Source organism: Burkholderiales bacterium (genome assembly GCA_035518095.1).
Taxonomy (GTDB): domain Bacteria; phylum Pseudomonadota; class Gammaproteobacteria; order Burkholderiales; family JAHFRG01; genus JAHFRG01.
In genome coordinates this window covers 56,529-80,172 of record DATIXX010000071.1, presented here as the reverse complement: position 1 = coordinate 80,172, position 23,644 = coordinate 56,529, and the positions used below count along the sequence as shown (strand labels likewise).

Here is a 23,644-nt window from a genome sequence, read left to right as displayed (position 1 = left end):
CGCCAGCACCGTCGCCGTGGTGGTGCCATCCCCCGCCACATCCGAGGTCTTCGACGCCACTTCCTTCACCATCTGCGCACCCATGTTCTCAAACTTGTCCTTAAGCTCAATTTCCTTCGCCACCGATACACCATCCTTGGTGATAGTGGGGGCACCGTAGGAGCGCTCAAGCACCACGTTGCGGCCTTTGGGGCCGAGAGTTATTTTTACCGCATCAGCGAGGATATTGACGCCTGCGAACATCTTGGCACGCGCGGTTTCACTGAATTTCACATCTTTAGCTGCCATGTCCTTCTCCTCAGTAAGTTTGCTTATTCCCGTTAAAAATTCAAAATTGTCCGCTTAAGCCTGGTCACTCCACGACGCCCATGATGTCTTCCTCGCGCATTACAAGAAGTTCCTCGCCTTTGACTTTCACAGTCTGACCCGAGTATTTGCCAAATAGCACCTTATCACCGACCTTCACATCAAGCGGGCGAACTTTGCCGTCTTCCAAGATCCGGCCCTTTCCGACCGCAATGACTTCACCCTGATCGGGTTTCTCCGCCGCAGTGTCGGGGATGACGATGCCCGATGCTGTCTTGCGTTCTTCTTCCAAGCGCTTGACAATTACTCGGTCATGTAAAGGACGAATTTTCATAAATTTATCTCCGGTAGTTAGGAAACCACTTATCATTTAATCAACACGTCAGCCTCAATGCTGCGCGTGCTGAATACTGGTCTAGCACTCGTCATTAGAGAGTGCTAATAATAGCGCCTAAGTCTTTTATAATCAAGGGGCGGTGATGGATACCGGCGAACTACCTACGCGCAGTCTGGCGGCGATTTGGAATCCCTGCACCCAAATGAAGCAACATGAGACGCTGCCGCTCGTTGCCATCGCGCGCGCAAAGGGCGCGTGGATTTACGATTGTGATGGCAAACGTTATCTCGATGCCATAAGCTCTTGGTGGGTGAATCTCTTCGGCCATTGCAACCCGCGCGTTAATGCCGCGCTGCGCGATCAGCTTGAGAAGCTTGAACACGTGATGCTTGCCGGCTTCACTCACGAGCCGGTCATCGAGCTTTCCGAGCGTTTAATTAGGCTCGCACCGCGTGGTCTTGGACATTGCTTCTACGGCAGCGACGGCGCTTGCAGCGTGGAAATCGCGTTGAAGATGAGTTTTCATTTTTGGCATAACAGCGGACAGATTCGCAAGACTCAATTTTTAAGCGTGGCAAATGGCTATCACGGCGAAACCCTCGGAGCGCTGTCGGTGACCGATGTTGCGATATTCAAAAATACCTATGCTCCTTTATTGCGCTCTACGGCGACGGTTCCGTCGCCCGATTGGCGCCGGTCCGAGCCCGGCGAATACAGTCTGCAATACGCGCTGCGCTGCTCTGAAATACTGGATAGCTATTTAAACAAACATCACGAAGACATCGCAGCTTTCATTCTCGAACCGCTGGTGCAGTGCGCGGGCGGGATGGCCATGTATCATCCTGAATATTTAAAGCAAGCTCGGCAGCTTTGCGATCGGTATGCGGTGCACTTAATCGCCGACGAAATAGCGGTTGGTTTTGGTCGCACCGGTACGCTATTCGCGTGCCAGCAAGCCGGCATCACACCAGATTTACTATGCTTGTCGAAAAGTATTACGGGCGGTTACCTGCCGCTTTCAGTAGTGATGTGCACCGATGCGATTTACCGGGCATTTTACGATGATGAAGTAGGCCGCGGGTTTCTGCATTCTCATTCCTTCAGCGGTAATGCACTCGCCTGCTGTGCCGCGAATGCCACGCTCGATATCTTCGAGCAGGATCAAGTCATCCAAAGCAATTATGCAAAGTCTGCGCAATTTACTAAGATGGCTAGAATTATTTCTCAGCATCCGAGAGTTCAAGACTTCCGCAATACCGGAATGATTTGGGCGTTTGAGGTAAACAATTCGGACTGGAACTTCTCACGGAATTTCCATCGTGCAGCGCTGGAATCGGGATTGCTGTTGCGGCCGTTGGGAAATACCGTCTATTTCATGCCACCCTATATCATTGATGAGGAGGAAATGAGTTTCCTAGTGGAAACAACTTTTGCTTTGCTAGATAAGATTTAAATATGCGCGCTATAGCTTTAGTTCTGTTTTTTTTGTCTCTGACTTTTCCCGCCGCCGCTGAACGATTGCCCGCGCCGTTAAGCAAATCGTTAGCAAGCGCGGGGCTGGGTGCAGCGCAAGTCGGCATTTTTGTGCAGCAAGTAAACGCGACGACCCCAGTATTGAATTACGACGCTGACCGCGCGTTCGACCCGGCGTCGACCATGAAACTTCTTACAACTTATGCCGGATTGGAATTGCTCGGTCCGGCCTATACGTGGAAGACCGAGTTCTATGCCCTGGGCACAATCGATAACGGAGTGCTTGACGGCGATTTAATCATCAGGGGTTACGGCAATCCAAAACTTACGCTGGAAAATTTCTGGCTGATGTTGCGCGAGCTGAGGCAACGCGGTGTTCGCGAAATCGAAGGCGACCTTGTCCTCGACCGCGGGTATTTTACTGCCTCGAACACGGACCCGGGACAATTCGATAACGAACCGAACCGACCTTACAACGTCGCGCCGGACGCCCTGTTGCTTAACTTCAACAGCGTACGCCTGTTGTTCATCCCCGATACCGAGAAACAAACGATCAACGTCACTGCCGACCCGTTGGCTGCAGATATTGAAATCATCAATGGGCTGCGCTTGGTGGACGAACCTTGTGGAGAATGGAGTCCTAAATTGGTCGCCAACATTCAGGCTACTGCGAAATCGGCACGCATATTGTTGAACGGAGCCTATCCTGCAGGCTGCGGCGAACAAACCTGGTATGTAGCATTGTTCGATCATCCCCAATATGTGTACAACGTGTTCAAAGAGTTATGGCGGGAACTGGGTGGCACGCTAAAAGGCGCTGTTCGCGAATTTGAGACGCCGGCCAATGCGCGTCTCATCTTCAGCGGGGAATCCGAGACGCTTGGCGAAGCCGTTCGCGACATTAACAAATGGAGCAACAATGTCATGGCCCGTCAACTATTTCTCACCATTGGTGCCGAAGCCGCGCAATCGCCCGCCGCGCCTGAGCAATCGGTGCGCGTGATAAAACAATGGCTCGCCAGCAAAGGCTTGCTGTTCCCCGAGCTGGTGCTGGAAAACGGAGCCGGTCTGTCGCGCAGCGCGCGCATCAGCGCAAAGCATCTTGGAGCACTATTGATTAGCGCTTACCGAAGCCCGGTGATGCCTGAATTGGTTGCTTCGTTGCCGCTTGTCGCAGTCGATGGCACGATGAAAAAACGCCTCAACGACGAGGATATAGCAGGGCGGGGACACATAAAGACCGGCAGCCTCGAAGGTGTTCGCGCAATAGCCGGTTATGTGCTCGACCATGCAGGCAGGATGATGGTCGTCGTTTGCCTTATCAATAGCCCAAGTGCGGCTGACGCAGAGCCCTTTGAAAACCAGCTGCTGCAATGGGTTTATCGGCGTTAGCGTGCTTCAAATCACGGTGACGTGCCGCACTTTAAAATATGAAGTCATGGGATTATACTGGTGACGTGCGGCTGTGCGGTTGCCGCAATGAACGGAACGCCATGAAATTTCACGTCTTGATGCCTCTAGTTTTGGGCAGCCTATTTTTGCCATTCGCGGCAAGCGCTCAGGGATATGATGTTCAAGGCTACTCAGAAGCCGATTACGCCGCGTTGTTTGGATACACGGGCGGCGTAGGTTTCAAATATCCCGGCGCCAGCGGACGTTATTACACTTTCGGAAAATATCTGGGCGCCGAGCTCGGTAATATCGGTTATGACGGCGGCCCAGCAATGCCATATGCCTTTGCTTCGACCAACCGGAATCTTCTAGGCGTGGGTACACTGCCGATTGGAGATAAATTCGCTCTATTTGGCAAATTCGGCGTCGCCAGATCCAGTTCGGATTTCGCGCAAAACCTGATTGTCCCGTCCTACTTAGGCGAAAGATACTCAGACCTCAAGTACGGGATCGGTCTGAAATACAATTACAACCCAAATGTCGACATGCGCCTTGGGTGGGATCTCTATAACAACCCGGGTGTGGAAGATATTTACAGCGGCCAAAACAACGCGCGCTGGTTTTCCCTCGGTTTCGGTTTGAAATTTTAGGAATTCCTGATTGAGTCCTGCGCATGGCGCGCAGGAACGCGCGGCGGCCGGATGCGACACTCAAGGGCGTAACGCGGTCGAGATATAACGCAAGCCCGAGCAACGCCGCGGATAGCCGCCCAATCGCTTCAATCCTTCGAGACAGAGCAATTCGGGCGCAAGACTTAGTCGTTCGTCGCTTATTTAGCCTAACATCGAAAGACGCTGCTCACGCCTCCCCGCGCACCCGGATTGCGCACCGTCGCGCACGCGATGGACGTAATTAGAGGATCCCGAGCAGGGTCACAGCCCCAGCTCCCGCCAGAGCTGATCCACGCGTCGCTTGACCGCGTCATCCATTTCGATTGGCGTACCCCAGCGGCGCGCGGTTTCAGCTGGCCATTTGTTGGTTGCATCTATCGCCATTTTGCTACCCAAGCCGGAAACCGGACTGGCAAAATCCAGATAATCAATCGGCGTGTTCTCGACCAGCAAGGTGTCGCGCACTGGGTCAACCCGCGTACTGATGACCCAAATTACCTCTTTCCAGTCCCGGATGTTCACATCATCATCAGTGACGATAATGAATTTGGTGTACATGAACTGGCGAAGATATGACCACACGCCGAACATTAAGCGCTTGGCGTGGCCAGGGTATTGTTTTTTTATGCTCACCACCGCGAGGCGGTAGGAACATCCTTCCGGCGGCAGGTAAAAATCCACTATCTCTGGAAACTGCTTTTGCAGCAGCGGAATGAATACTTCATTTAGCGCCATACCCAGAACCGCCGGCTCATCAGGTGGCCTGCCGGTATAAGTGCTGAGATAAATCGCGTCGCGTCGCAGCGTGACGCGATCTATCGTAAATACCGGGAAACGCTCTTGTTCATTGTAATAGCCCGTATGATCGCCAAAGGGCCCCTCCAGCGCTGTATCATTCGAATGTATTGCACCTTCCAGCACGATTTCGGCACTTGCGGGCGCGTGCAAATCACTGCCCAGGCATTTCACAATTTCGCTCTTGTTTCCGCGCAGTAATCCCGCAAACTGATACTCCCCAAGTGTATCCGGCAGCGGCGCAACGGCGCTGAGAATAGTCGCAGGATCAGCGCCCAGTGCTACAGCCACGGGAAACGGCCGGCCGGAATTAACGCTACAATGATCCCGGTAATCCAGCGCGCCGCCCCTCATGCTGAGCCAGCGCATGATGACTTTATTGGGTGCTATGACCTGCTGCCGGTAGATGCCTAGATTCTCCCGTTGCTTATGCGGCCCTTGGGTAATTACCAGACCCCAGGTAATGAGCGGCGCGGCATCTTTAGGCCAACACGTCTGCACTGGCAGCCGCGACAAATCCACGTCTTTGCCCTCCCACACGATTTCCTGACTAGGCGCGGAGCTCAGCTCTTTCGGCGCCATATTCATAATCTGCTTCCATGCCGGCAGTTTTTCCCAGACATCTTTTAACCCTTTGGGTGGATCCGGCTCTTTAAGATACGCGAGGAGCCTCCCTACTTCACGCAGTGCTGCAACAGATTGCTCGCCCATGCCGAGAGCAACTCTTCGGACCGTACCGAATAAATTGCCGAGAACCGGAATGGTGTGACCCTTAGGCTTCTCGAATAGAATTGCGGGGCCTTGTGCTTTTAGCACCCGGTTGCAGATTTCGGTCATTTCTAGATACGGGTCGACTTCCGTCCCTACCCGCTTAAGCTCACCGAGCTTTTCCAGTTGCGCGATAAAATCGCGGAGATCTCGATATTTCATTTATGGTTTGAGGGCGGCGCAGTTTCAGTAGCGATAGTGCAGATCGAGAGCGATGCCGGCAAAAACAGCCGCCCCTACCCAATTGTTGTGCAGAAATGCCTTGAAGCATTTATCGCGCTCGCGATCTTTAATTAATACGTAGTGATAACCCATGACGCCCGCGGCAGCCAGCAGCCCCAGGTAATACAGCACTCCAAATTTGAAGCGCAGCCCGACACCCGCGAGTATCCCCACCATGGTAGCGTAGCAAAACATCACGGCCAGCACGTCGTATTTTCCAAAAGTGATGGCCGAAGTTTTTATCCCGACTTTGATATCGTCGCTGCGATCTACCATTGCGTATTCGGTGTCATAGGCCACGGCCCAGAACACGTTCGCAAGCACCAGCGCCCACGCAACCAGGGGAACCGCGCCGACATTAGCGGCATAGGCCATTGGTATGCCGAAGCCGAACGCAATGCCAAGATAAGCTTGCGGAACGGCAAAAAACCGTTTCGTATACGGATACGTTGCTGCGATCAGCAGTGCCGGCACGGAAAGAATTATTACCAGACGATCGAGCGTCAGAATCAACGAAAATGCGAGCAGCGCCAGAACCGTAGCCAGCAATAATGCCTCCTTGGCGCTGACCTGACCGCTTGCCAAGGGTCGGCCGCGAGTTCGCTCCACCTGCCTGTCAATATCACGATCAACGTAGTCATTGATGACGCAGCCTGCGGAACGCATCAGGATCGTGCCTAAAACAAAAATCCAGAGTATTACCCAGTTCGGCCGACCATACGAGGAAATCCACAGGCCCCATAGCGTCGGCCACAACAGCAATAAAACACCTATCGGCTTATCGAGCCGCATCAATTTTTCGTATAGGTGCAATCGCTCCTTGAGCGTCATCGCATAAGTTCCAGGATTCCGGGCAAAAATACTTCAGTTACAAGTATCGGTTGCCCGCGCAGGATGAAGACCGAGCGCCTTCCCCACAGATGGCTGGGGGGATCTTTCAGCAAACGGCATGCACATGAGTAAAGCTTATGATGCGAGTCGAACTTCCTGAAGTACAGGGGTGTGCGCTTAACGCGCGGATTGGCAAATAGCGCCGCCCCAAGCGGTTTTACGCCCTGTCTGCTGATGTTGCGCCACGCTCCCCGCAGACTATGCCGATTCAGGACACTGTGCGCAAACACCACCGGAGTTTCACGGCAATATAAATATACGTCCCGCACCACCTGCAGTTCCTGGCTCTTGGAGCTGATTGCCGCCAACTCGTCGCGGCACGGCCGGTCAAGCCGCTGTTGCACCGCCCGCACGCTGAATGACGGGCAGCGTGCTTGCAGGCGACGCGTGAGTGAACCGCGCTCGATTAGCCATCGATGATAAGAACGTTGAGCATTGACTGGGCTTGGCTGCCACCGATACTGAGAGCGCTTCATAACAAGGGCACCGGTAATTCTTATACCCGCAGATAGTCTTGCCTGCCGCCCAGCCAGCGCTGCAAATGCAATTCAACGAACTGTGGAAATTCCTTGAGCATGCGGGCCGCAGCATCGCGCGCACCCTCAAGCAAATCAACATCGATGTTGATATCGGCAAAGCGCAGCATGGGCACGCCGCTTTGCCGCGCCCCGAGAAATTCCCCCGGCCCACGCAGACGCAGGTCCTGTCTGGCGATTTCGAAGCCGTCCGCGGTCTCGAAAACTATTTTGAGCCTTGCCCGAGCGGCTTCTCCAAGCGGGTTCTGATACATCAGGATGCAAACGCTGTGCCCCGCGCCGCGTCCGATGCGTCCCCGCAACTGATGCAATTGCGACAGGCCCATTCGCTCTGCATTCTCGATTACCATCAACGAAGCATTGGGGACGTCCACGCCAACCTCGATCACAGTGGTCGCCACCAGCAACTGGATTTTTCCTTGGAGGAACGCCTGCATCACTGCCGCTTTTTCCTGGCCGGATAATCTGCCGTGAACCAAGCCGACTTTTAACTCGGGAAAAGTGGTCTTCAAAACAAAATGAGTTTCCAGAGCCGTCTTGAGCTGCATCGCCTCGGATTCTTCAATTAGCGGGCACACCCAATACGCTTGCTTGCCGGCAATGCAGGCATCGCGCACCCGTGCAATGACCTCCGCCCGCCGATTATCCGCGACCAGCTTGGTCGTAACCGGCGTGCGCCCCGGCGGCAGCTGGTCGACAACTGATACGTCGAGGTCAGCATAGTAGCTCATGCTTAGGGTTCGCGGGATCGGTGTCGCACTCATCATCAGCTGATGCGGCTGTAGACCGGGCCGGCTGCCTTTGATGCGTAGTGCCAACCGTTGATGCACACCAAACCGGTGCTGTTCATCTATGATGGCGAGACCCAAGTTGCGGAATTCGACTTGTTCCTGAATCAGTGCGTGTGTGCCGATTACAAGCGTCGCGTCGCCTTGCGACACGTCCTTCAGCGCGGTCTGCTTTTGTTTCTTGCTTGACGAACCAGCAAGCCATGCCACATTTACACCGAGTGGCCGGAGCCAACCCGAAAACTTGTGAAAATGCTGTTCGGCAAGAATCTCGGTAGGCGCCATAATCGCCGCCTGGCACCCGCTCTCAATGGCCTGCGCCACGGCAAAAGCTGCCACGATGGTTTTTCCACTTCCGACATCACCCTGCAACAGCCGCTGCATCGGATAAGGCTGGCCAAGGTCGCCGGCGATTTCCTCAATGGCTCTGCATTGGGCGGCGGTCAATACAAAGGGCAAACTCTCGCGCAGAGCTTGCGTAATCAGACCGCGCTTCGGCATTGCCGGGGCAACGCGACTGCGCCGCTCACGGTAATGTAGGCGCATCGATAATTGCTGCGCCAGCAGTTCGTCGAACTTGATCCTGCGCCACGCGGGATGATCCCGCTGCGCAAGCTGCTGCAATTTAACCCGTGGTGGCGGTTGATGCAAAAACAAAATGCTTTCCTTAAAACCCGGTAATTTGAGGTCGTTTATCAGCTGTTTTGGCAGGCTTTCCGAGAGATCGTTTTCGGCCAGGCTGCGTTGAATAAGCTTGCGCAGCGAATCCTGCGATAAGCCGGCGGTGGTCGCATATACCGGGGTCAGTGCATCCGGCAGCGGCGTTTCGCCTCGTACGATGCGGTATTTGGGATGTACCATCTCAGCTCCAAAAAATCCCTGGCGGATTTCGCCCAATAACCGCAATCGTGTACCCGGTGAGAGCGCTTTAACTTGGCTGCCGTAAAAATTCAGCAATCGCATTACAAGAGTACCGCCGGAATCTTCGATGTGGCACACCAGCGTGCGCCGCGGCCGATACTGGATTTCGGTGTTAACGATTACTCCTTCGACCTGCACGATTTGGCCGGATAACGCGTCTTTGATGGGGTAAATGCGCGTTTCATCTTCGTATCTGACCGGCAAATGCAACACGAGGTCGAGCCAGCGCGATATGCCGAGTTTTGCGAGCTTTTCCAGAGTAGGCTGACTGAGGTCTGCGAACCCGGTGCGATCGGTTATTTTGGAGCTGGATTTTTTGTTAGCACTTTGATCTGCGGCCGAATGCATGTGTTACATCTCAACGGCAGACAAACATTGCATCCCGGTCGCCATTACAGGCTCACTTCCCAAGGAACAAGATAGCATCCATTTCCACCAGCGCGCCGCGAGGCAGCGCAGCTACGCCAAGAGCCGCCCGCGCCGGATACGGTTCGCGCAAATATTTGGCCATGATTTCGTTGACGCGGGTAAAGTGCGCGAGGTCGACGAGATACACAGTGAGCTTGACTATTTCGTTCAAATCTCCCCCCGCGGCTTGCGCCACCGCTTTGAGATTCTCCAATACCCGCACGATCTGGGCATCGATGCCGTCCACCATTTGCATGCTTTGCGGGTCGAGCCCGATTTGACCGGATAAATAAACTGTTTGTCCTACGCGTACGGCTTGCGAGTAAACACCTATGGCCTTCGGCGCGGCATCGCTATGGATGATTTTTTTGACCATGAGCATTTTCCTTGTGTGGCCGATGTTATCAGGATTTGCGGGTTATTAACAAAGCATATCGCAGCAGCGTATGGTCACGCGCTGCGTGAATTGAGCTATCATAGCCGCAATTGGGAATTAGGATTTTACGCGGAATGGCGAACTCGCTTGTTGCAAATCTGGAACAAGTGCTTGCGGCGGGCCGCGATGACGCTCTATTACGTTTTAGTCTTGGTACCGAATATCTCAAGCTCAAACAGGCAACTGCCGCGGTCGCGCACTTGAGGCAAGCGGTGCGTCATGATCCGACTTATTCAGCTGCGTGGAAGTTGCTGGGAAATGCGCTTGCTGAGTGTGGCCGCCTGCAACAAGCGTTGACTGCGTTCCAACAGGGTATCACGGTCGCAGAAGCGAAAGGCGACAAACAGGCCGCGAGGGAAATGCAGGTATTCGCGCGCCGGATTGAAAAACAATTGGCCCAGAATTCCAAATCCGGGCAACAACAATAGCGCATGCCGGTTGTCGAAAAATTCCGCAAGCTTATAATCGGCGCGCCTCTGGATCCGCTTAAGCCGGAAACCCGCAAGCATATTGTACTGATCGCGTTTCTGGCATGGGTGGGACTTGGCGCCGATGGTCTGTCTTCATCGGCATACGGACCGGAAGAGGCTTTCCTTGCGCTTGGAGTTCACACTCATCTTGGCCTGTATATGGCGGTGGCAACGGCGCTTACCGTTTTTGTCATTTCGCTAGCATACAACCAGGTCATTGAACTGTTTCCTTCGGGCGGGGGAGGATACAAGGTCGCAAGCCGGCTGCTCGGACCGCATGCCGGGCTGGTCTCGGGTTCCGCATTAATCGTTGACTACGTGCTGACAATCGCCATTTCAGTGGCAAGCGGTGTGGACGCATTATTTAGCCTGCTCCCGGCCGGCGTTCAGCCATTCAAGCTGGTGAACGAAATCGTGCTGATTTTGTTGCTGATGGGGCTTAACTTGCGCGGCATGAAAGAATCGATCCAGGTTTTGCTGCCGATTTTTCTGGGCTTTGTCGTCACCCATGTCCTGCTAATCGCCTACGGCGTTCAAGCTCATGCCGAAAATCTTCCGCGTCTGATACCCGATACGCTGAACGAAACTACAAGTCTGGCTCACGAAACGGGCTGGCTGTTCGTCGCGTCGCTTTTTCTGCGCGCCTATTCGTTGGGCGGCGGCACGTATACCGGAATCGAGGCGGTATCCAACAATATCAACCGCCTGGCCGAACCGCGAGTGCGTACCGGTAAGCTCACGATGATTTACATGGCATTTTCCCTGGCGTTTACCGCAGGGGGCATCATATTGCTTTACCTGTTGTGGGACGTAAGACCCGTGGAAGGCCAAACGCTGAATGCAGTGGTCTTCCACGAGATCATCTTAAGCTTCGGCGCAGGCGGCGACTTGGCGAACCATGTTGCGCTGGCGGCGGTACTGGCGCTTGAAGCGGGATTACTGTTCGTTGCTGCAAACACTGGTTTTCTCGGTGGCCCTGCAGTGATGGCCAATATGGCTGCCGATTCCTGGGTGCCACGCCAGTTCCGTCAGCTTTCGAGCCGCTTGGTGACGCAAAACGGCATTTCCCTCATGGGCCTCGCGGCCCTGGCTATCCTTATTGGAACCGATGGCAGCGTCAACCTTCTAGTTGTTTTGTACAGCATCAATGTGTTTCTTACGTTTTCGATGTCGATCCTCGGATTGTGCGTGCACTGGTTTCGCAACCGCCAATCAATGGAACATTGGCGCCGCAGATTGGTGCTTTCGATTTCCGGTTTGTTGGTCACCAGCGGCATTCTGGTAGTAACCGTTGTCGAAAAATTCCGCGAAGGCGGCTGGGTGACATTGCTGATTACCGGCCTAGTGATAGGGATTTGCTTGTTGATTAGAAAACACTACGACGAAGTGCGCGATCAGTTGCGCAAAATAGACGAACTGTTTGTGTCTACACCCACCTGGAATGACCAAGCCCCCGCGCCTAAAATCGACCCGACGCAACCCACCGCTGTGTTTCTAGTGGGTAAAAATCTGGGCGTCGGCATGCATACCTTGTTGTGGGTACAACGCCTCTTCCCCAATCACTTCAAAAATTTCGTGTTCATTGCGGCGGGAGAAGTAGACGCGCAAAGCTATAACGCGAAAGAGACGCTGAATGATTTACAACAAAAAATCGGCAACTCGCTCAAATATTACACCGGCTTCTGCCACAGCCATGGACTTGCGGCGACCACCTGCGAGGTATTCGGCTGCGACCCGGTCGACGAACTCACGCACCTCACCGAAAAAGTGGCGCAGCAATTTCCAAATTGCGTGTTCTTCGCCAGCAAATTGATTTTCCAGCACGACAATTTCTTTACGCGCCTGCTGCACAACCAGACTGCGCTTACCATGCAAAATCGCCTGCATTTGCGCGGAATGCAGATGGTGATTCTGCCAATGAAAGTATCTTGATGCGGAACCTAGGGTAAAAGCAACGTTGAGCCGACGGTTTTGCGTGACTCCAGGTCGCGGTGCGCCTGGGCTGCTTCCCGCAACGGGTAGGTTTGATTGATGTTGATCCGGACAGCACCGTTTTTTACCACGGTAAAAAGTTCTGCGGCGCTCTTGAGCAGGTCCTCGCGCTTTGCGGTGTAGGTCATCAAGGTCGGACGCGTGAGAAACAACGAACCTTTCTGCGCGAGGAGGGCGAGGCTGAACGGCGCTACTGCGCCTGAAGCGCTGCCGTAGCTCACCATCAGTCCCAGAGGCGCCAGGCAGTCGAGCGAATCCATAAACGTGTCTTTGCCGATGCCGTCGTAGACCACCGGCACTCCGGCGCCTTTAGTGATTTCCTTGACTCGCTCTGGAAATTTTTCGCGTACGGTAACGATGACGTGTTTGCACCCGGCTTTGTGCGCGAGCTTTGCTTTTTCCTCGGTGCCGACTGTGCCGATCACCGTGGCACCCAAGTGCTTCGCCCATTGGCAAAGGATCTGGCCCACCCCTCCTGCCGCGGCGTGCACCAATATCACGTCGCCCGCCTTCACTTTGTAGGTGCGCCTGATCAAATATTGCGCTGTCATGCCTTTGAGCATTATTGCTGCTGCCGTTTTGTCGTCAACACCGGACGGAATTTTAACCAGCCGATCGGCGGGCCGCAGCACCCATTCCGCATACGCCCCGATTGGCTGCGCATAGGCAACGCGATCTCCCGTCTTCAATCCGTTCACTTTCGGTCCAATCTTGTCGACGATTCCTGCCCCTTCCATGCCCAACGTGGCGGGCGGAGCTATCGGATACATCCCGCTGCGGTGGTAAGTATCGATAAAATTCAGCCCGATTGCGGTGTTGCGCACCAGCACTTGCCCTGGGCCCGGTGTTTCGAGCGGGACTTCTTCCCAGCGCATTTTTTCGGGCCCGCCCGTCTCATGAATGCGGATTGCAAAAGGCATATTGTGTCCTGTTGGCTATTCTGCCGACAAAGATTGAATCATTTGACCGCTGAACGAAACAACATCTTCAATTCCTATTTCCAATGAGCCCTTGTGATATAGCCAGCCATGCCAATTGTACTGCGCTTTGCACACCGAGTTTTTGCTTCACAATAGACTGGTAGTTGGCCACTGTTTTCCAGCTCAAGTTCAGGGTTTCCGAAATCTGCGCGATGGTCTGTCCAATAGCAAGCAGACGGAATATCTCAAACTCCCGCGCAGAAAGCAGCTTCAACGCATTTTCACAGCCACGGCGCTGCGCGGCAAGTTTTTGGCTGATACCGGAATCTACATACAACTGGTCAAGTGCCACGGCTTGTACTGCTTTCACGAGAATCTCCGGCGCGCTTGACTTGGTAATGTAGCCGCGAGCGCCGGCCTGCAATGCCTGCGACGCGAACACCGCATCTTCATGCATGCTGAAAATGAGCACTTTCGCGTCGGGCGCCCGCATCAGCATGCGTCGCATGACTTCAATTCCGCTCATTCCGGGGAGCGATATGTCCATAACAACCACATCGGGCCGATGTTCATTAAACAATCGGTACGCATCCGGGCCGCCGCCCGCTTCGCCGATAACGCTTATCGACGCTTCCCTCTCGAGCAACCGCTTGTAGCCTTCCCGGACCACGCAATGGTCGTCCACAAGCAACACCCGTATCTGATTTGACGTTAGCATAATAGTCAGTTACCAATTGTAATGGGGATTGAGGCGCGTAGGCAGAGTCCGCACCCGGGCGCGCTTTCAATTTCAAACCTACCACCCAAGGCCTCGACCCGCTCGCGCATGCCTACGATGCCCAAACCCGGTTTATGTTCACGCAGATTCACGCCAATGCCGTCATCGCTAACGGAGAGATATACCCAACTCGTACGCAATCCATCGGGCTCACGCTTGTCAAGCAAGATACTGACACTCGAGGCCAGAGCATGTTTGGCAACATTGGTTAAAGCTTCCTGTACCAGGCGGTATATCGCAATATTCAGCGCTTCGCTGAAGCCATCCACGCTTGCTTCGATTTTCAGCGTAAAGATGATCGCCGGCAAGCGTTCGCGCCAACTTTGAACCATGTGCTCCAATGCCGAGCTTAAGCCGAGTTCGTCAAGCGCCACGGGGCGAAGCTTGCGCATCATGCTGCGCACAACGTCATAAACCCGCGTTGAAATTTCCACAATGGATTCTGCGCTTGAGTGGACCTCGGCGGTCATATCTTTTGTTCGGTCGCGGATGAACACTGCATTGAGCTTGATGGCGTTCAGGTATTGTCCGAGTTCATCGTGCAGCTCGCGTGCCATGTTCCTTCGCTCCTCTTCCTGCAACAGGATTTGCTGATGAGACAGCTGCCGGTTCTGTGCAAGTGTGTCGGATAAATCCTGTTCCATCATTTTAAGCTCGGTAATGTCAGTTAAATAAACATGTAATTCAGTCACCGTGTCGGTCGAGAAGTTTGCCATCATCTTGGCCATCACCGTGATTGGATTGCCGACCGCGTTAACCAGTTGCAATTGGTCCAGTTCCAGCCTTTTCCCGTCATGCAGCCAACGCAAATGCGTCTTCCATAGCCCGGGCTGGGCATAAAATTGCTCCAGCGATTTGCCCACCGCCTGCTCGGGCGAGGCAAAACCGAGAATTCGTGCCACAGCCGGATTGCAAAACCGAAATATGCCCTCCGGCGAAGCCATGAGATTACCTGAAAAATTCTCCACGAACAGCAGGCGGTATTGGCGCTCGCTTTTCTCCAGTTCGGTTTCAACCGCCCTTCTCCTGGAAAGCTCCATGCCCGCCTCTTTCCGCCTGCGCCATGAAAACCATACCATCGACAACAGCATTACAATCAGCACTAGGGGAAGTTCATCGAGCTGGTATTTTTCGAAGGAACGAGTAAGGGGTACCAGCTTCTCGCTTAATTCATATTTGATCGATATACCATAGGTTACCAGGGTAAGGACGACAACGATGAGTGAATCCCGCCACCACGCAGGCCGTATCCAGAGGAAACGCAATAGATGCGGGAAATTCACCGTGCTCTCTTGTTTAAAACCCCAGTACCAATCGTTCAAGTAGCCGAGTATTCCAATTCTAATAGCTGTTGTCCAGCCAACAGGTGTCAACTAGCGTTTCTCCACGTCCTCTCCCCAGTCTCTAAGCAGTCCTGATTTGAGAACATTGCGCCTGAATATCAGGAATTATTCCCGAATGGTGAGGCAGATAATGGCTCAGTTCATAAAAAAACGACGGTTGTGCCCGTCGTAATGAGTAACATCGGGAGGAAGGATGCAAACCAATCAACTGGTAAGGAAAGCCTTCGTCATCGCCGGCTTCCTGGCGGCACCTGCCCTGGCGGAACAACCGGAAAACCCGGCCACTGAACTTGAAGCACCGTCGGTCGAAGTGATCGGAACGACGCCTTTACCCAGCATCGGGACGCCAATAAGCCAGGTTCCGTCCAACGTTCAGGCGGCCACCGGCGCGCAAATGCAGCAACAGCATACGCAGGACATGACACAATTCCTCGAGCAGAATCTCACCAGCGTCAACATCAATGCGTCGCAAGGCAATCCGTTTCAGCCCGATGTGGATTTCCGTGGGTTCACCGCCTCGCCGTTGCTCGGGACGCCACAGGGACTTTCCGTATTTCAGGACGGTGTACGGGTCAACGAGTCGTTCGGTGACACAGTGAACTGGGACTTGATTCCGCAATCGGCGATCTCCAGCATCAATCTCCTGCCTGGTTCCAATCCGCTGTTCGGCCTCAACACGCTCGGCGGCGCTCTGGCAATACAGACCAAATCCGGTTTTGAATATCCGGGGTACTCGATCGAAAGCTACGGCGGTTCCTTCGGCACCAACACCGTTAACGTGCAAGCGGGCGGGCACGGGGAGCGCATGGATTACTTTTTGACAGGCAACTATTTCAGCTCGGATGGCTTTCACGATCATGATGCGAGCTCAAGCACGGTGCAGCAGTGGTTCGGCAAAGTTGGCTACCAGGACAGCACCACCGACATCGATCTGATTTACACCGGCGCATCGAACAACCTGCAAGGGGCACAAACCATTCCCACATCCTTCTATAACGTGAATTCGGATTCGGTCTACACTTTTCCTGACATCACCAAGAACAAGCTCAACTTTTTTAACCTCAAGGCCAGTCATTTCTTCACCGATAATAATTTAGTAACAGCCAACGCCTATTACCGTCAGCTTGACCAGAACAACTTCGAAAGCAATACCAATGACGATTTCGATCCCACCCTTCCGGTCGCGCCAGGCAACGCCCCGGGATTGAATGAGCAGACAAGCATCGATACAAATTCGTACGGGGGTACGTTGCAATACAGCTATCTGGGAAATCTCTTCAATCATAACAATCAATTCACTGCGGGCGGCAGCATGGATCTGGGGAGCACCACTCTCACGCAATCAGAGCAGGAGGCGGGCATTACTCCTGATGGGAACACCAACGCGATATTGCTGACACCTTTTAGCTTGATCAACAATGTCCAGGGCAACAACTACTATTACGGCGCTTACTTTAACAATAACTTCTCGATGACCAATCAAATCAATTTCACCGCCTCAGGCCGCTACAATTACGCCAAGGTCAAACTCGGGGATTTGACCGGGCTTAACCCATCGCTGGCTGGCGACAACACGTATACGCGCTTCAACCCGGCGGCGGGCGTGAACTATAACCCCAATAAAGCGTTGACCGCCTACGCCAGCTACAGCGAGGGAATGCGGGCGCCGACACCGGTTGAACTCACCTGTTCCAACCCAAGCGCTCCGTGCAGCCTGCCTAACGCTTTTATATCCGACCCGCCGCTCAAGGCGGTCGTTTCCAGAACCTGGGAAGTCGGCGCGCGCGGGCAAATTGGCGGGGATACCGCCTGGAGAATGGGTTTATTTTCCACCAAACTTTCGAATGACATCGAGTTTATCAGCAGCACTATCAGCACGGGATTCTTCCAAAATGTCGGCGACACGCTGCGCCAAGGCCTTGAAATGGGATTTAGCACTAAGCGGGGTCGTTTGTCCTTTGCTGCCAACTACAGCTATATCAATGCTACCTTCCAAACCCCGTTTCTCGAGAGCAGCCCCAATAACACCACTGCAGACGCCAATGGACAGATTCTGGTAACCTCTGGCAATCGCATTCCCGGGATTCCCCGCCATAATTTCAAGGCGCGAGTGGACTATTCGTTCACCGACAAATTCGTCGTCGGTGCAAGCATGCAGGCGTACAGCAGCCAGATCGCCCGCGGCGACGAGAACAATCTCGATCCCCAAGGCACGGTTGGCGGTTACGCAGTGGTCAATTTGAATGCCACCTATGAAATTTTGCCGCGATTGCAGTTTTTCGCGAACGTTAACAATTTGTTCGACAAGAAATACGCCAATATGGGCATACTCGGCAGCAATTTCTTCACCGGTCCGAACAACTTTGATCCCAACAACGCATTTGGAAGACCGGAGCTATTTGTGGGGTCGGGCGCGCCGATTGCCGGATTTGTCGGGATTCGCTACTCGCTGGAGTCCATTAAGAAGAAAAACGATCTCGATTAAACAGCGAGGCGATAAAAAGAAAAACGTTGCTTCACCCAAGGCTTTCCACATCCCGTGCGAACAGGGATTAAAGCGCGTCAACCGGTCTGAGCGAACCGGCCGTAGCGCAATGCGAGAGCAGGCAAGACAAACAGGTTTAACAGCGTGGACGTGATAAGTCCGCCGAGGATGACGGTCGCCATGGGCCCCTCAATTTCGTTTCCAGGTTCTCCACTCTGAATTGCAAGGGGCAGCAGCCCGAGCGCGGTTACCAGGGCGGTCATAAAAATCGGCACCAGGCGCTCGGTCGCGCCGCGGATGGCGGCGTCCATTCCCCACGTCATTTCTTCTGCGCTCACCAAATGCTGGTAATGGGAAATCAACATGATGGAGTTACGCAGGGTAATGCCGAAAAGGGTGACAAAACCGACCAGAGAGCCCAAGGTGAGCTCCCCCCCAGTGACCCAAACAATCAATACACCGCCGACCAGGGCGAAAGGAAGATTGACCATCACCAGCAGCAGCGCCCTGCTGCTTCGCAAAGCCAAAAAAAGCAGGGCGATGACGATCACGCCCGCCATAATCGAGTAGACGAACAGATCCCATTGCGATTGCGTCTGCGCTTCCGCCTCACCGGTAAAAACCGCGTAAAAGTTTCTGGGAAATGATACTTCTCGATCTATGCGCTTGCGCGCTTCATCGACAAAGCCCGGTACGTCCCGGCCTATTACGTTGGCAGTGACCGTCTGCAGCCGCTGGGCCCCGCTGTGCAAAATAATATAGCGACCCGAGGCCATGAAGATATCTGCGACTTCATGCAGTGGGATGATTAGGCCTTGAGGCGTCCGCAGAGGCAGAGCACCGACCTCGGTGGGATTAAGACGCGATGCCGCGTTCAATAAAACGGAAACATCGACGATGCGGCTACCCTCGTAGACTTCCCCAACAACTGCGCCTTCATAAGCGGCCTGGATGGAGTCAAGCACGTCGAGGCGGGTAAAGCCCCAGCGCGCCATCTGTTCCGGCCGCAAGCGTATCACCAACTGCGGAGTGCCTTGTGGGGACTGCATTTGCACGCCCGAGGCGCCGCGAATGTTGCTCAGGATTTTTGTGATTTGCGCGGCCTTCAGGTCCAGCACATCAAGATCATTGCCGAAAATATTCACGATAACCTGGGCCGTGTATCCGGAAATCGTTTCTTCAATGCGTTCGGTGAGATATGTCCGTACCGTAAAAACCACTCCCGGGATTCGACTGAGCGTCTGCCGTATCTGATTCAGCAATCGCCTTTGCTCCTCGCCGCTTGACGGCTTGAGGTCGACGTCAAATTCACTGACATGCACTCCTGTGGTGTCGACCCATTTTTCAGCCCTGCCTGCGCGCTGCGAAACCGAGCGTACGCCCGGAAGTTTCTGTAGCGCCGCAGTGACTTCTCCGCCCAGCCGCAGCGCCTCGTCGAGAGACGTTCCCGGTATCCCCGTCATGTGAACGATGTAATGCCCTTCCCTTAACTCCGGCAGGAACCGTACGGAGAAAAGCGGCAGCACCGCCAGCGCGCCGACGCAAAGCAACGCAACGCCCGCCATTACGCCATTGGTATGGCGTTCAACCTGACTGATAGCGATTACATATCCCGCTTTCAATTTGCGGATCAACCAGGGGTCCTCGGTTGCAAACCGCATGCGCTGCAGCATCGCGTAAGCAAGTGCCGGGGTTACCGTCAATGCGACAGCAAGCGACGTCAAAATCGCCAGGATATAAGCGAGCGCAAGCGGGGCGAACAGCTTGCCGGCAACCCCTGAAAGCGCCAGCACCGGCGTGAATACGAGAGCCACAATGAAGGTGGCATAGACCACAGCGCTGCGCACTTCAACCGAAGCGTTGACGATGACTTGAGTAGCAGGCAGGGGATGTGGCAGCGTGCGGTTTATCCGCAGCCGCCGGAAGATGTTCTCCACATCGACAATGGCGTCGTCCACGATTTCGCCAAGGGCAATCGCCAAGCCCCCGAGCGTCATCGTGTTTAGGCTCACATCCAGGTAATGCAGAGCAATAACGGCGCCAAGCAGCGACAGCGGAATAGCCGTTGCAGAAATGAACGCGGTGCGGACATTGAACAGGAATAAAAACAGCACAATCACTACCAGCGTTGCGCCGAGCAAGAGAGCTCTGCTCAGTCCTTTAATAGCCGCCAGAATAAAATTAGCAGGCCTGAACAAGTCGGGGTGAAGTACCACGCGGTTGGCGGCAAAAAACGGATTTAAGCTCTTCAGGGATTTTTCAACGGCCTGCGATACCGTAAGCGTGTCAGCACCAAACTGGCTATTGATCATCATGATCACGCCGGGCTGTCCCTCGACCAATGCGCCACCGATGGCAGGTGCCGCACCGTAAGCAACTTCACCGATATCGCCCAGCCGAATGCTGGCGCCGTTTTTTTGCTGGACGACGACCTGCGCCAATTGCGCGGGAGTCAGGTCCTCGTTTTGCGTGTTGATGATGATGCGCTGGTTTTCGTTCTCAAGAAATCCCCCGCCGCGCACTCCAGTCGAGCGCCGCGCCGTGGTCAAAATATCCTGCATCGACAGGTTGTAAAGCATGAGTTTTCGCCGATCGATCTGCACTTGAAGCTGTTTTACCTCTCCCCCGAATACGCTAACGCTGCCCACACCTGGCACACTCAGGAGCACCGGTTTTACGGTCCAATCAGCAATCGTGCGAAGTTCCATCGGAGTACGGGAATCGGAAGTCAATCCGATTGCCAGCAACTGGTTGGCGGAAGAAGAAAGCGGTGTCATTGCGGGTGACTGTACCCCGCGGGGCAGTTGTCCTGCGAGCACATTAAGCCTTTCTGTGACCAACTGCCGTGCGCGGTAGATGTTGGTACCGCTGTTAAACGTCATGCTGATTACAGAAAGCCCCTGAATCGACTGTGAACGCATGGTGTCGAGGCCGATGGTCCCGCGCAGCGCGTTTTCGATCTGCTGGGTTACCAGTACTTCCACTTGTTCTGAGGAGAGTCCCGGTGCTTCGGTCTGTATAACCACCAAGGGGGGCGCGAATTCAGGAAACACGTCCAGTCTGGATTTGAAAAATGTGTAAATGCCGAAGCCGAGCATCAAGCAGGCCAAAGCAATGACCACGCCGCGAAAGCGAACTGAAAAACGGACGATAGAGGAAAGTATGGCTGCTTCCTGTTATTCTTGACTGAAAATGAACCCGAATTGCTGTGCGGGATTAATTGTTCTCTTCGCTTTCACCGGTTTGTATTTGCGAGCGGAGTTCTTCGGAGAGCACGAGCTGGGTGCCCGTTACGACTACCCGATCCCCAGGTTTAAAACCCTGGGTCACAAAATATCCGCCATTTTGCAGATAGTCCTCGGGTACTGGGCGTCGCTCGAAGCGGTCCTGATCCAGCTGCACGTACGCCCACGCCTGGCCGGCATACCAGACGACGGCAGCGCCAGGAATAGACACCCCCTTCTGCAGCAGGTGTGATGTCGCAAAATGCGCCGCCACGTGCGTGCCCGCTGCAAGCACCGTCGCCGTGCGATAGAAATATGCGGTGCCGAGTATTGCCGGATCGCTCTGCGGGGACGCTGAAACCAGGTACCCAATCACGGGCGGATTATTATTTGCCACAAGCCGGATCTTGGACGGTGCAGGAATTTTAAGACCGGGCGGAAGCGTGATTCGCACGATGACTTCCTCTCGCTCGAGAAATTTCTGAAATTCAGGCGATTGTCGTGCCAGTGCCCAACTCGCCAGCAGTTCGCCGAATTGCTGGCGGGCAGAGCCTTTGATGTCCTGAACCGCCAAGGATGCTGCTGCCAGCCTGGCTTCATCGGTTAAGTAAGCCTGCTCTGCCATTTGCAGCGCTTTCAAGGATGTATTTTGATTATCCTGGTAAAGCGCCTTGCTACGCTCATATTCCTGCTTCGATGCATTTACCGCGGATCGCGCGATTTCGGCTTCGGCCAAGGCAGCGTTGAAGCGGGTACGCAGTCCGGTTAGCGATTGCAAATCGAGTACGGTGCCGTAAGCCACAGCTTCAGGCTGATAATTTGCTGTTTCAAGCTGTTCCGCCTTAATGCCGCTTTGGGCTTGCATTGCTGCGCTCAGCTTTACCGATGCAAAACCACCTGTCGCCGCAGTCTTATCGGCTGATGCGCCGGGAGCGAGGTTATCACTCGATATGTTTTTTGACGCGGCACCGCCAGGTTGCACATCAGAGTTTACGCTGCCGTCCCCAACGGCCTTGCTAAGCGCGTTGCCGCGCCAAATCTGCAGCATCGCAAGGACCAGTATTGCAACGGCGACAATCAGTGAAACGAAAACAATAACCGGCCTAATTCCGAATCGGGCTTTCATTTGTCGGCGGAAATCAACAATGGTCGCTGCAATGCATCTTCCAGCTGGCCGATTGATTGTTGAACCTTGATCACCGGATCTTCCCCGGCTAGCCGATATGCGTAAAATGCGCGCTGCGCCTGCGTTAGTTGCAGCCTATCGGCTTCACCCAAAGCAAAGGCACTTTGCAGCGCTGTTAGCTGGACCTGCTGGGCAGATAACAAGGCATCGTAAGAAGTAAGGTTGTCTTCGGCCGCGTAATAATTTCTGACCGCCTGTTCCGCCTCGTTGATTGCGCGCGCCTGCACAGCTTTAACTTGTGCCGCGGCTTCGTCCCGCTTTGCCCCGGCTTCGGCAATGGGACCTTCATTCCGATTGAAAAGCGGCAATGCAACGAAGGAAATGGGCAATACCAATGAATCCCCGTCTCTGTTGTAGAGATAGCCGGGGCCGAGATGGATGTCCGGATATTGCTTGGCGATTTCCAGCTGCAGGGCAGCCTGGCTTGCCTGATACTTGGCCAGCGCACTCAGCAAATCGGGCCGAACAAGTAGCGTTCTATAGCGATCTTCATCGGTGGGAACTTCAAAACGAATTTGATCAAATACATCAAACGATATCTTGATATCGTGGAGCGCGCTTACCGGGATCCCGATCGCTGCGGCGACTCGGGCTTGAGCGTCACGCATCTGCGTTTGCGCGAGAGACAAATCGCGGCAATATTGGCCGAGAGCAATCCGCGCAGCGTGGACGTCTGCTGCCGAAGCAGCGCCCTGTGAAAACCGCTTATCCAGCATGCTCGCAATATTCTCCTGCGCGTGGATCAACTGCTCCAGGTACGAAACTTTTCGGGTTTCCGCGTACAAGCTAAGTAGTTCACTGCGCAGCCGGCTTCTCACTTGCCAGGCCGTATTTGCCATATCGAGACGCGCCGACAGGGAGAGCTGCCGAGCCTTGGCAATTCGGTAACCGCGCTTGCCCGCGGTTTCAATGGGAATGTCGAGATTGATGCCGTATGTCCAAGGCGTGTCCCCATTCTTGGCGTCCACGGTGTATTGGAACGGCAACTGAAGTATGGGATTCGGCCGTTGTCCGGCGGTTTTTACCGCCGCCTCGGCGACACCCCATTTCGCCCGAGCAACGTCCAATTCGGGGCTGTAGTAATAAGCGGCTAGCGACAATGTTGACAGATCCCACTGCTGGGGCGGCCAGGGTTGGACGTCGTGATGCAGGTTCTGGGCGACGAACTTCTGCAACTCGGGGTTCCCCAGCGAGCGCGACTCAAATGCCCGTCCCGTGTCATCGAGCTTGATCGGGTGGTCTTGGTAAGTGGCGCAAGCCGGCAGCATGAGTATCACTAGAAGCAGAGCACGGGCACGACAC

19 protein-coding genes are annotated in these 23,644 nt (G+C 54.3%); 6 read left to right on the top strand and 13 right to left on the bottom strand.

Annotated features, from left to right (window positions below; translation table 11 throughout):
* On the bottom strand, positions 1 to 288 hold a 288-nt coding region (locus VLV32_11500), incomplete at its 3' end, for a TCP-1/cpn60 chaperonin family protein (protein HUL42511.1).
* A gap of 64 nt (positions 289 to 352) precedes the next feature.
* Positions 353 to 640, bottom strand: coding sequence for a co-chaperone GroES (gene groES, locus VLV32_11495; GenBank protein ID HUL42510.1), 288 nt, complete (start codon positions 638 to 640; stop codon positions 353 to 355).
* A 145-nt stretch (positions 641 to 785) separates the two neighbouring features.
* Between groES and VLV32_11490 the strand changes: the two genes are divergently transcribed.
* The 3 genes from VLV32_11490 (at position 786) to VLV32_11480 (ending at position 4,158) form a co-directional block, all read left to right on the top strand.
* Positions 786 to 2,096: an adenosylmethionine--8-amino-7-oxononanoate transaminase gene (locus VLV32_11490; protein HUL42509.1), complete on the top strand. Its 1,311-nt coding sequence runs from the start codon at positions 786 to 788 to the stop codon at positions 2,094 to 2,096.
* Between the two features lie 2 nt (positions 2,097 to 2,098).
* Positions 2,099 to 3,508, top strand: coding sequence for a D-alanyl-D-alanine carboxypeptidase/D-alanyl-D-alanine-endopeptidase (gene dacB / locus VLV32_11485; GenBank protein HUL42508.1), 1,410 nt, complete (start codon positions 2,099 to 2,101; stop codon positions 3,506 to 3,508).
* A gap of 101 nt (positions 3,509 to 3,609) precedes the next feature.
* Positions 3,610 to 4,158 (top strand): hypothetical protein, encoded by a 549-nt coding sequence (locus VLV32_11480; GenBank protein HUL42507.1) that lies wholly within the window; start codon positions 3,610 to 3,612, stop codon positions 4,156 to 4,158.
* Between the two features lie 282 nt (positions 4,159 to 4,440).
* On the opposite strand, the gene ubiD is transcribed toward VLV32_11480, so the two are convergent.
* The 5 genes from ubiD to VLV32_11455 are packed head-to-tail and all read right to left on the bottom strand — an operon-like array spanning position 4,441 to position 9,884.
* Entirely contained in the window at positions 4,441 to 5,904 is a 1,464-nt protein-coding gene (gene ubiD, locus VLV32_11475) for a 4-hydroxy-3-polyprenylbenzoate decarboxylase (protein ID HUL42506.1), read from the bottom strand.
* A gap of 24 nt (positions 5,905 to 5,928) precedes the next feature.
* Positions 5,929 to 6,795 carry a 4-hydroxybenzoate octaprenyltransferase gene (ubiA, locus tag VLV32_11470; GenBank protein ID HUL42505.1) on the bottom strand — a complete coding sequence of 289 codons (867 nt, stop codon included), beginning with the start codon at positions 6,793 to 6,795 and terminating at the stop codon, positions 5,929 to 5,931.
* A complete protein-coding gene (locus VLV32_11465; protein ID HUL42504.1) occupies positions 6,792 to 7,331 on the bottom strand; it encodes a chorismate lyase in 540 nt (179 codons plus the stop codon). Before VLV32_11465 ends, ubiA begins: the two co-directional genes overlap by 4 nt.
* Positions 7,332 to 7,351: 20 nt before the next feature.
* On the bottom strand, positions 7,352 to 9,448 hold the full coding sequence (recG, locus tag VLV32_11460; GenBank protein HUL42503.1) for an ATP-dependent DNA helicase RecG: 2,097 nt from the start codon (positions 9,446 to 9,448) through the stop codon (positions 7,352 to 7,354).
* 52 nt (positions 9,449 to 9,500) lie between these two features.
* Positions 9,501 to 9,884 (bottom strand): RidA family protein, encoded by a 384-nt coding sequence (locus tag VLV32_11455; GenBank protein ID HUL42502.1) that lies wholly within the window; start codon positions 9,882 to 9,884, stop codon positions 9,501 to 9,503.
* A gap of 134 nt (positions 9,885 to 10,018) precedes the next feature.
* Here VLV32_11455 and VLV32_11450 point away from each other — a divergent pair, with 134 nt between their 5' ends.
* Both VLV32_11450 and VLV32_11445 read left to right on the top strand, forming a co-directional pair.
* On the top strand, positions 10,019 to 10,372 hold the full coding sequence (locus VLV32_11450; protein HUL42501.1) for a tetratricopeptide repeat protein: 354 nt from the start codon (positions 10,019 to 10,021) through the stop codon (positions 10,370 to 10,372).
* Positions 10,373 to 10,375: 3 nt separating this feature from the next.
* On the top strand, positions 10,376 to 12,346 hold the full coding sequence (locus VLV32_11445) for an APC family permease (GenBank protein ID HUL42500.1): 1,971 nt from the start codon (positions 10,376 to 10,378) through the stop codon (positions 12,344 to 12,346).
* Positions 12,347 to 12,354: 8 nt separating this feature from the next.
* Here VLV32_11445 and VLV32_11440 read toward each other — a convergent pair whose 3' ends face one another.
* The 3 genes from VLV32_11440 to VLV32_11430 all read right to left on the bottom strand — a co-directional run bounded on the left by VLV32_11440 (position 12,355) and on the right by VLV32_11430 (position 15,387).
* The gene (locus VLV32_11440; GenBank protein HUL42499.1) at positions 12,355 to 13,326 is read right to left on the bottom strand and encodes a quinone oxidoreductase; all 972 of its coding nucleotides are present in this window, start codon (positions 13,324 to 13,326) and stop codon (positions 12,355 to 12,357) included.
* A 67-nt stretch (positions 13,327 to 13,393) separates the two neighbouring features.
* On the bottom strand, positions 13,394 to 14,044 hold the full coding sequence (locus VLV32_11435) for a response regulator transcription factor (GenBank protein HUL42498.1): 651 nt from the start codon (positions 14,042 to 14,044) through the stop codon (positions 13,394 to 13,396).
* Between the two features lie 5 nt (positions 14,045 to 14,049).
* Positions 14,050 to 15,387: a histidine kinase gene (locus tag VLV32_11430; GenBank protein ID HUL42497.1), complete on the bottom strand. Its 1,338-nt coding sequence runs from the start codon at positions 15,385 to 15,387 to the stop codon at positions 14,050 to 14,052.
* A 253-nt stretch (positions 15,388 to 15,640) separates the two neighbouring features.
* Here VLV32_11430 and VLV32_11425 point away from each other — a divergent pair, with 253 nt between their 5' ends.
* Positions 15,641 to 17,932, top strand: a complete 2,292-nt coding sequence (locus tag VLV32_11425) for a TonB-dependent receptor (protein HUL42496.1) — start codon at positions 15,641 to 15,643, stop codon at positions 17,930 to 17,932.
* 77 nt (positions 17,933 to 18,009) lie between these two features.
* Here the strand turns inward: VLV32_11425 and VLV32_11420 are convergent, their stop codons facing one another.
* From VLV32_11420 to VLV32_11410, 3 genes are read right to left on the bottom strand one after another with little or no spacing between them, the layout of a single operon-like run.
* Positions 18,010 to 21,096 (bottom strand): efflux RND transporter permease subunit, encoded by a 3,087-nt coding sequence (locus VLV32_11420; protein HUL42495.1) that lies wholly within the window; start codon positions 21,094 to 21,096, stop codon positions 18,010 to 18,012.
* A gap of 52 nt (positions 21,097 to 21,148) precedes the next feature.
* On the bottom strand, positions 21,149 to 22,282 hold the full coding sequence (locus tag VLV32_11415) for a metal transporter (GenBank protein HUL42494.1): 1,134 nt from the start codon (positions 22,280 to 22,282) through the stop codon (positions 21,149 to 21,151).
* On the bottom strand, positions 22,279 to 23,610 hold the full coding sequence (locus VLV32_11410) for a TolC family protein (GenBank protein HUL42493.1): 1,332 nt from the start codon (positions 23,608 to 23,610) through the stop codon (positions 22,279 to 22,281). The genes VLV32_11415 and VLV32_11410 overlap by 4 nt, the downstream gene beginning before the upstream one ends.
* Positions 23,611 to 23,644 lie beyond the last annotated feature (34 nt).

Bases quoted from the DNA above. Each gene is read 5' to 3' on its own strand.
- groES (HUL42510.1), bottom strand. From the start codon at position 640: ATGAAAATTCGTCCTTTACATGACCGAGTAATTGTCAAGCGCTTGGAA.
- VLV32_11490 (HUL42509.1), top strand. From the start codon at position 786: ATGGATACCGGCGAACTACCTACGCGCAGTCTGGCGGCGATTTGGAAT.
- dacB (HUL42508.1), top strand. From the start codon at position 2,099: ATGCGCGCTATAGCTTTAGTTCTGTTTTTTTTGTCTCTGACTTTTCCC.
- VLV32_11480 (HUL42507.1), top strand. From the start codon at position 3,610: ATGAAATTTCACGTCTTGATGCCTCTAGTTTTGGGCAGCCTATTTTTG.
- ubiD (HUL42506.1), bottom strand. From the start codon at position 5,904: ATGAAATATCGAGATCTCCGCGATTTTATCGCGCAACTGGAAAAGCTC.
- ubiA (HUL42505.1), bottom strand. From the start codon at position 6,795: ATGACGCTCAAGGAGCGATTGCACCTATACGAAAAATTGATGCGGCTC.
- VLV32_11465 (HUL42504.1), bottom strand. From the start codon at position 7,331: ATGAAGCGCTCTCAGTATCGGTGGCAGCCAAGCCCAGTCAATGCTCAA.
- recG (HUL42503.1), bottom strand. From the start codon at position 9,448: ATGCATTCGGCCGCAGATCAAAGTGCTAACAAAAAATCCAGCTCCAAA.
- VLV32_11455 (HUL42502.1), bottom strand. From the start codon at position 9,884: ATGGTCAAAAAAATCATCCATAGCGATGCCGCGCCGAAGGCCATAGGT.
- VLV32_11450 (HUL42501.1), top strand. From the start codon at position 10,019: ATGGCGAACTCGCTTGTTGCAAATCTGGAACAAGTGCTTGCGGCGGGC.
- VLV32_11445 (HUL42500.1), top strand. From the start codon at position 10,376: ATGCCGGTTGTCGAAAAATTCCGCAAGCTTATAATCGGCGCGCCTCTG.
- VLV32_11440 (HUL42499.1), bottom strand. From the start codon at position 13,326: ATGCCTTTTGCAATCCGCATTCATGAGACGGGCGGGCCCGAAAAAATG.
- VLV32_11435 (HUL42498.1), bottom strand. From the start codon at position 14,044: ATGCTAACGTCAAATCAGATACGGGTGTTGCTTGTGGACGACCATTGC.
- VLV32_11425 (HUL42496.1), top strand. From the start codon at position 15,641: ATGCAAACCAATCAACTGGTAAGGAAAGCCTTCGTCATCGCCGGCTTC.
- VLV32_11415 (HUL42494.1), bottom strand. From the start codon at position 22,282: ATGAAAGCCCGATTCGGAATTAGGCCGGTTATTGTTTTCGTTTCACTG.
- VLV32_11410 (HUL42493.1), bottom strand. From the start codon at position 23,610: ATGCTGCCGGCTTGCGCCACTTACCAAGACCACCCGATCAAGCTCGAT.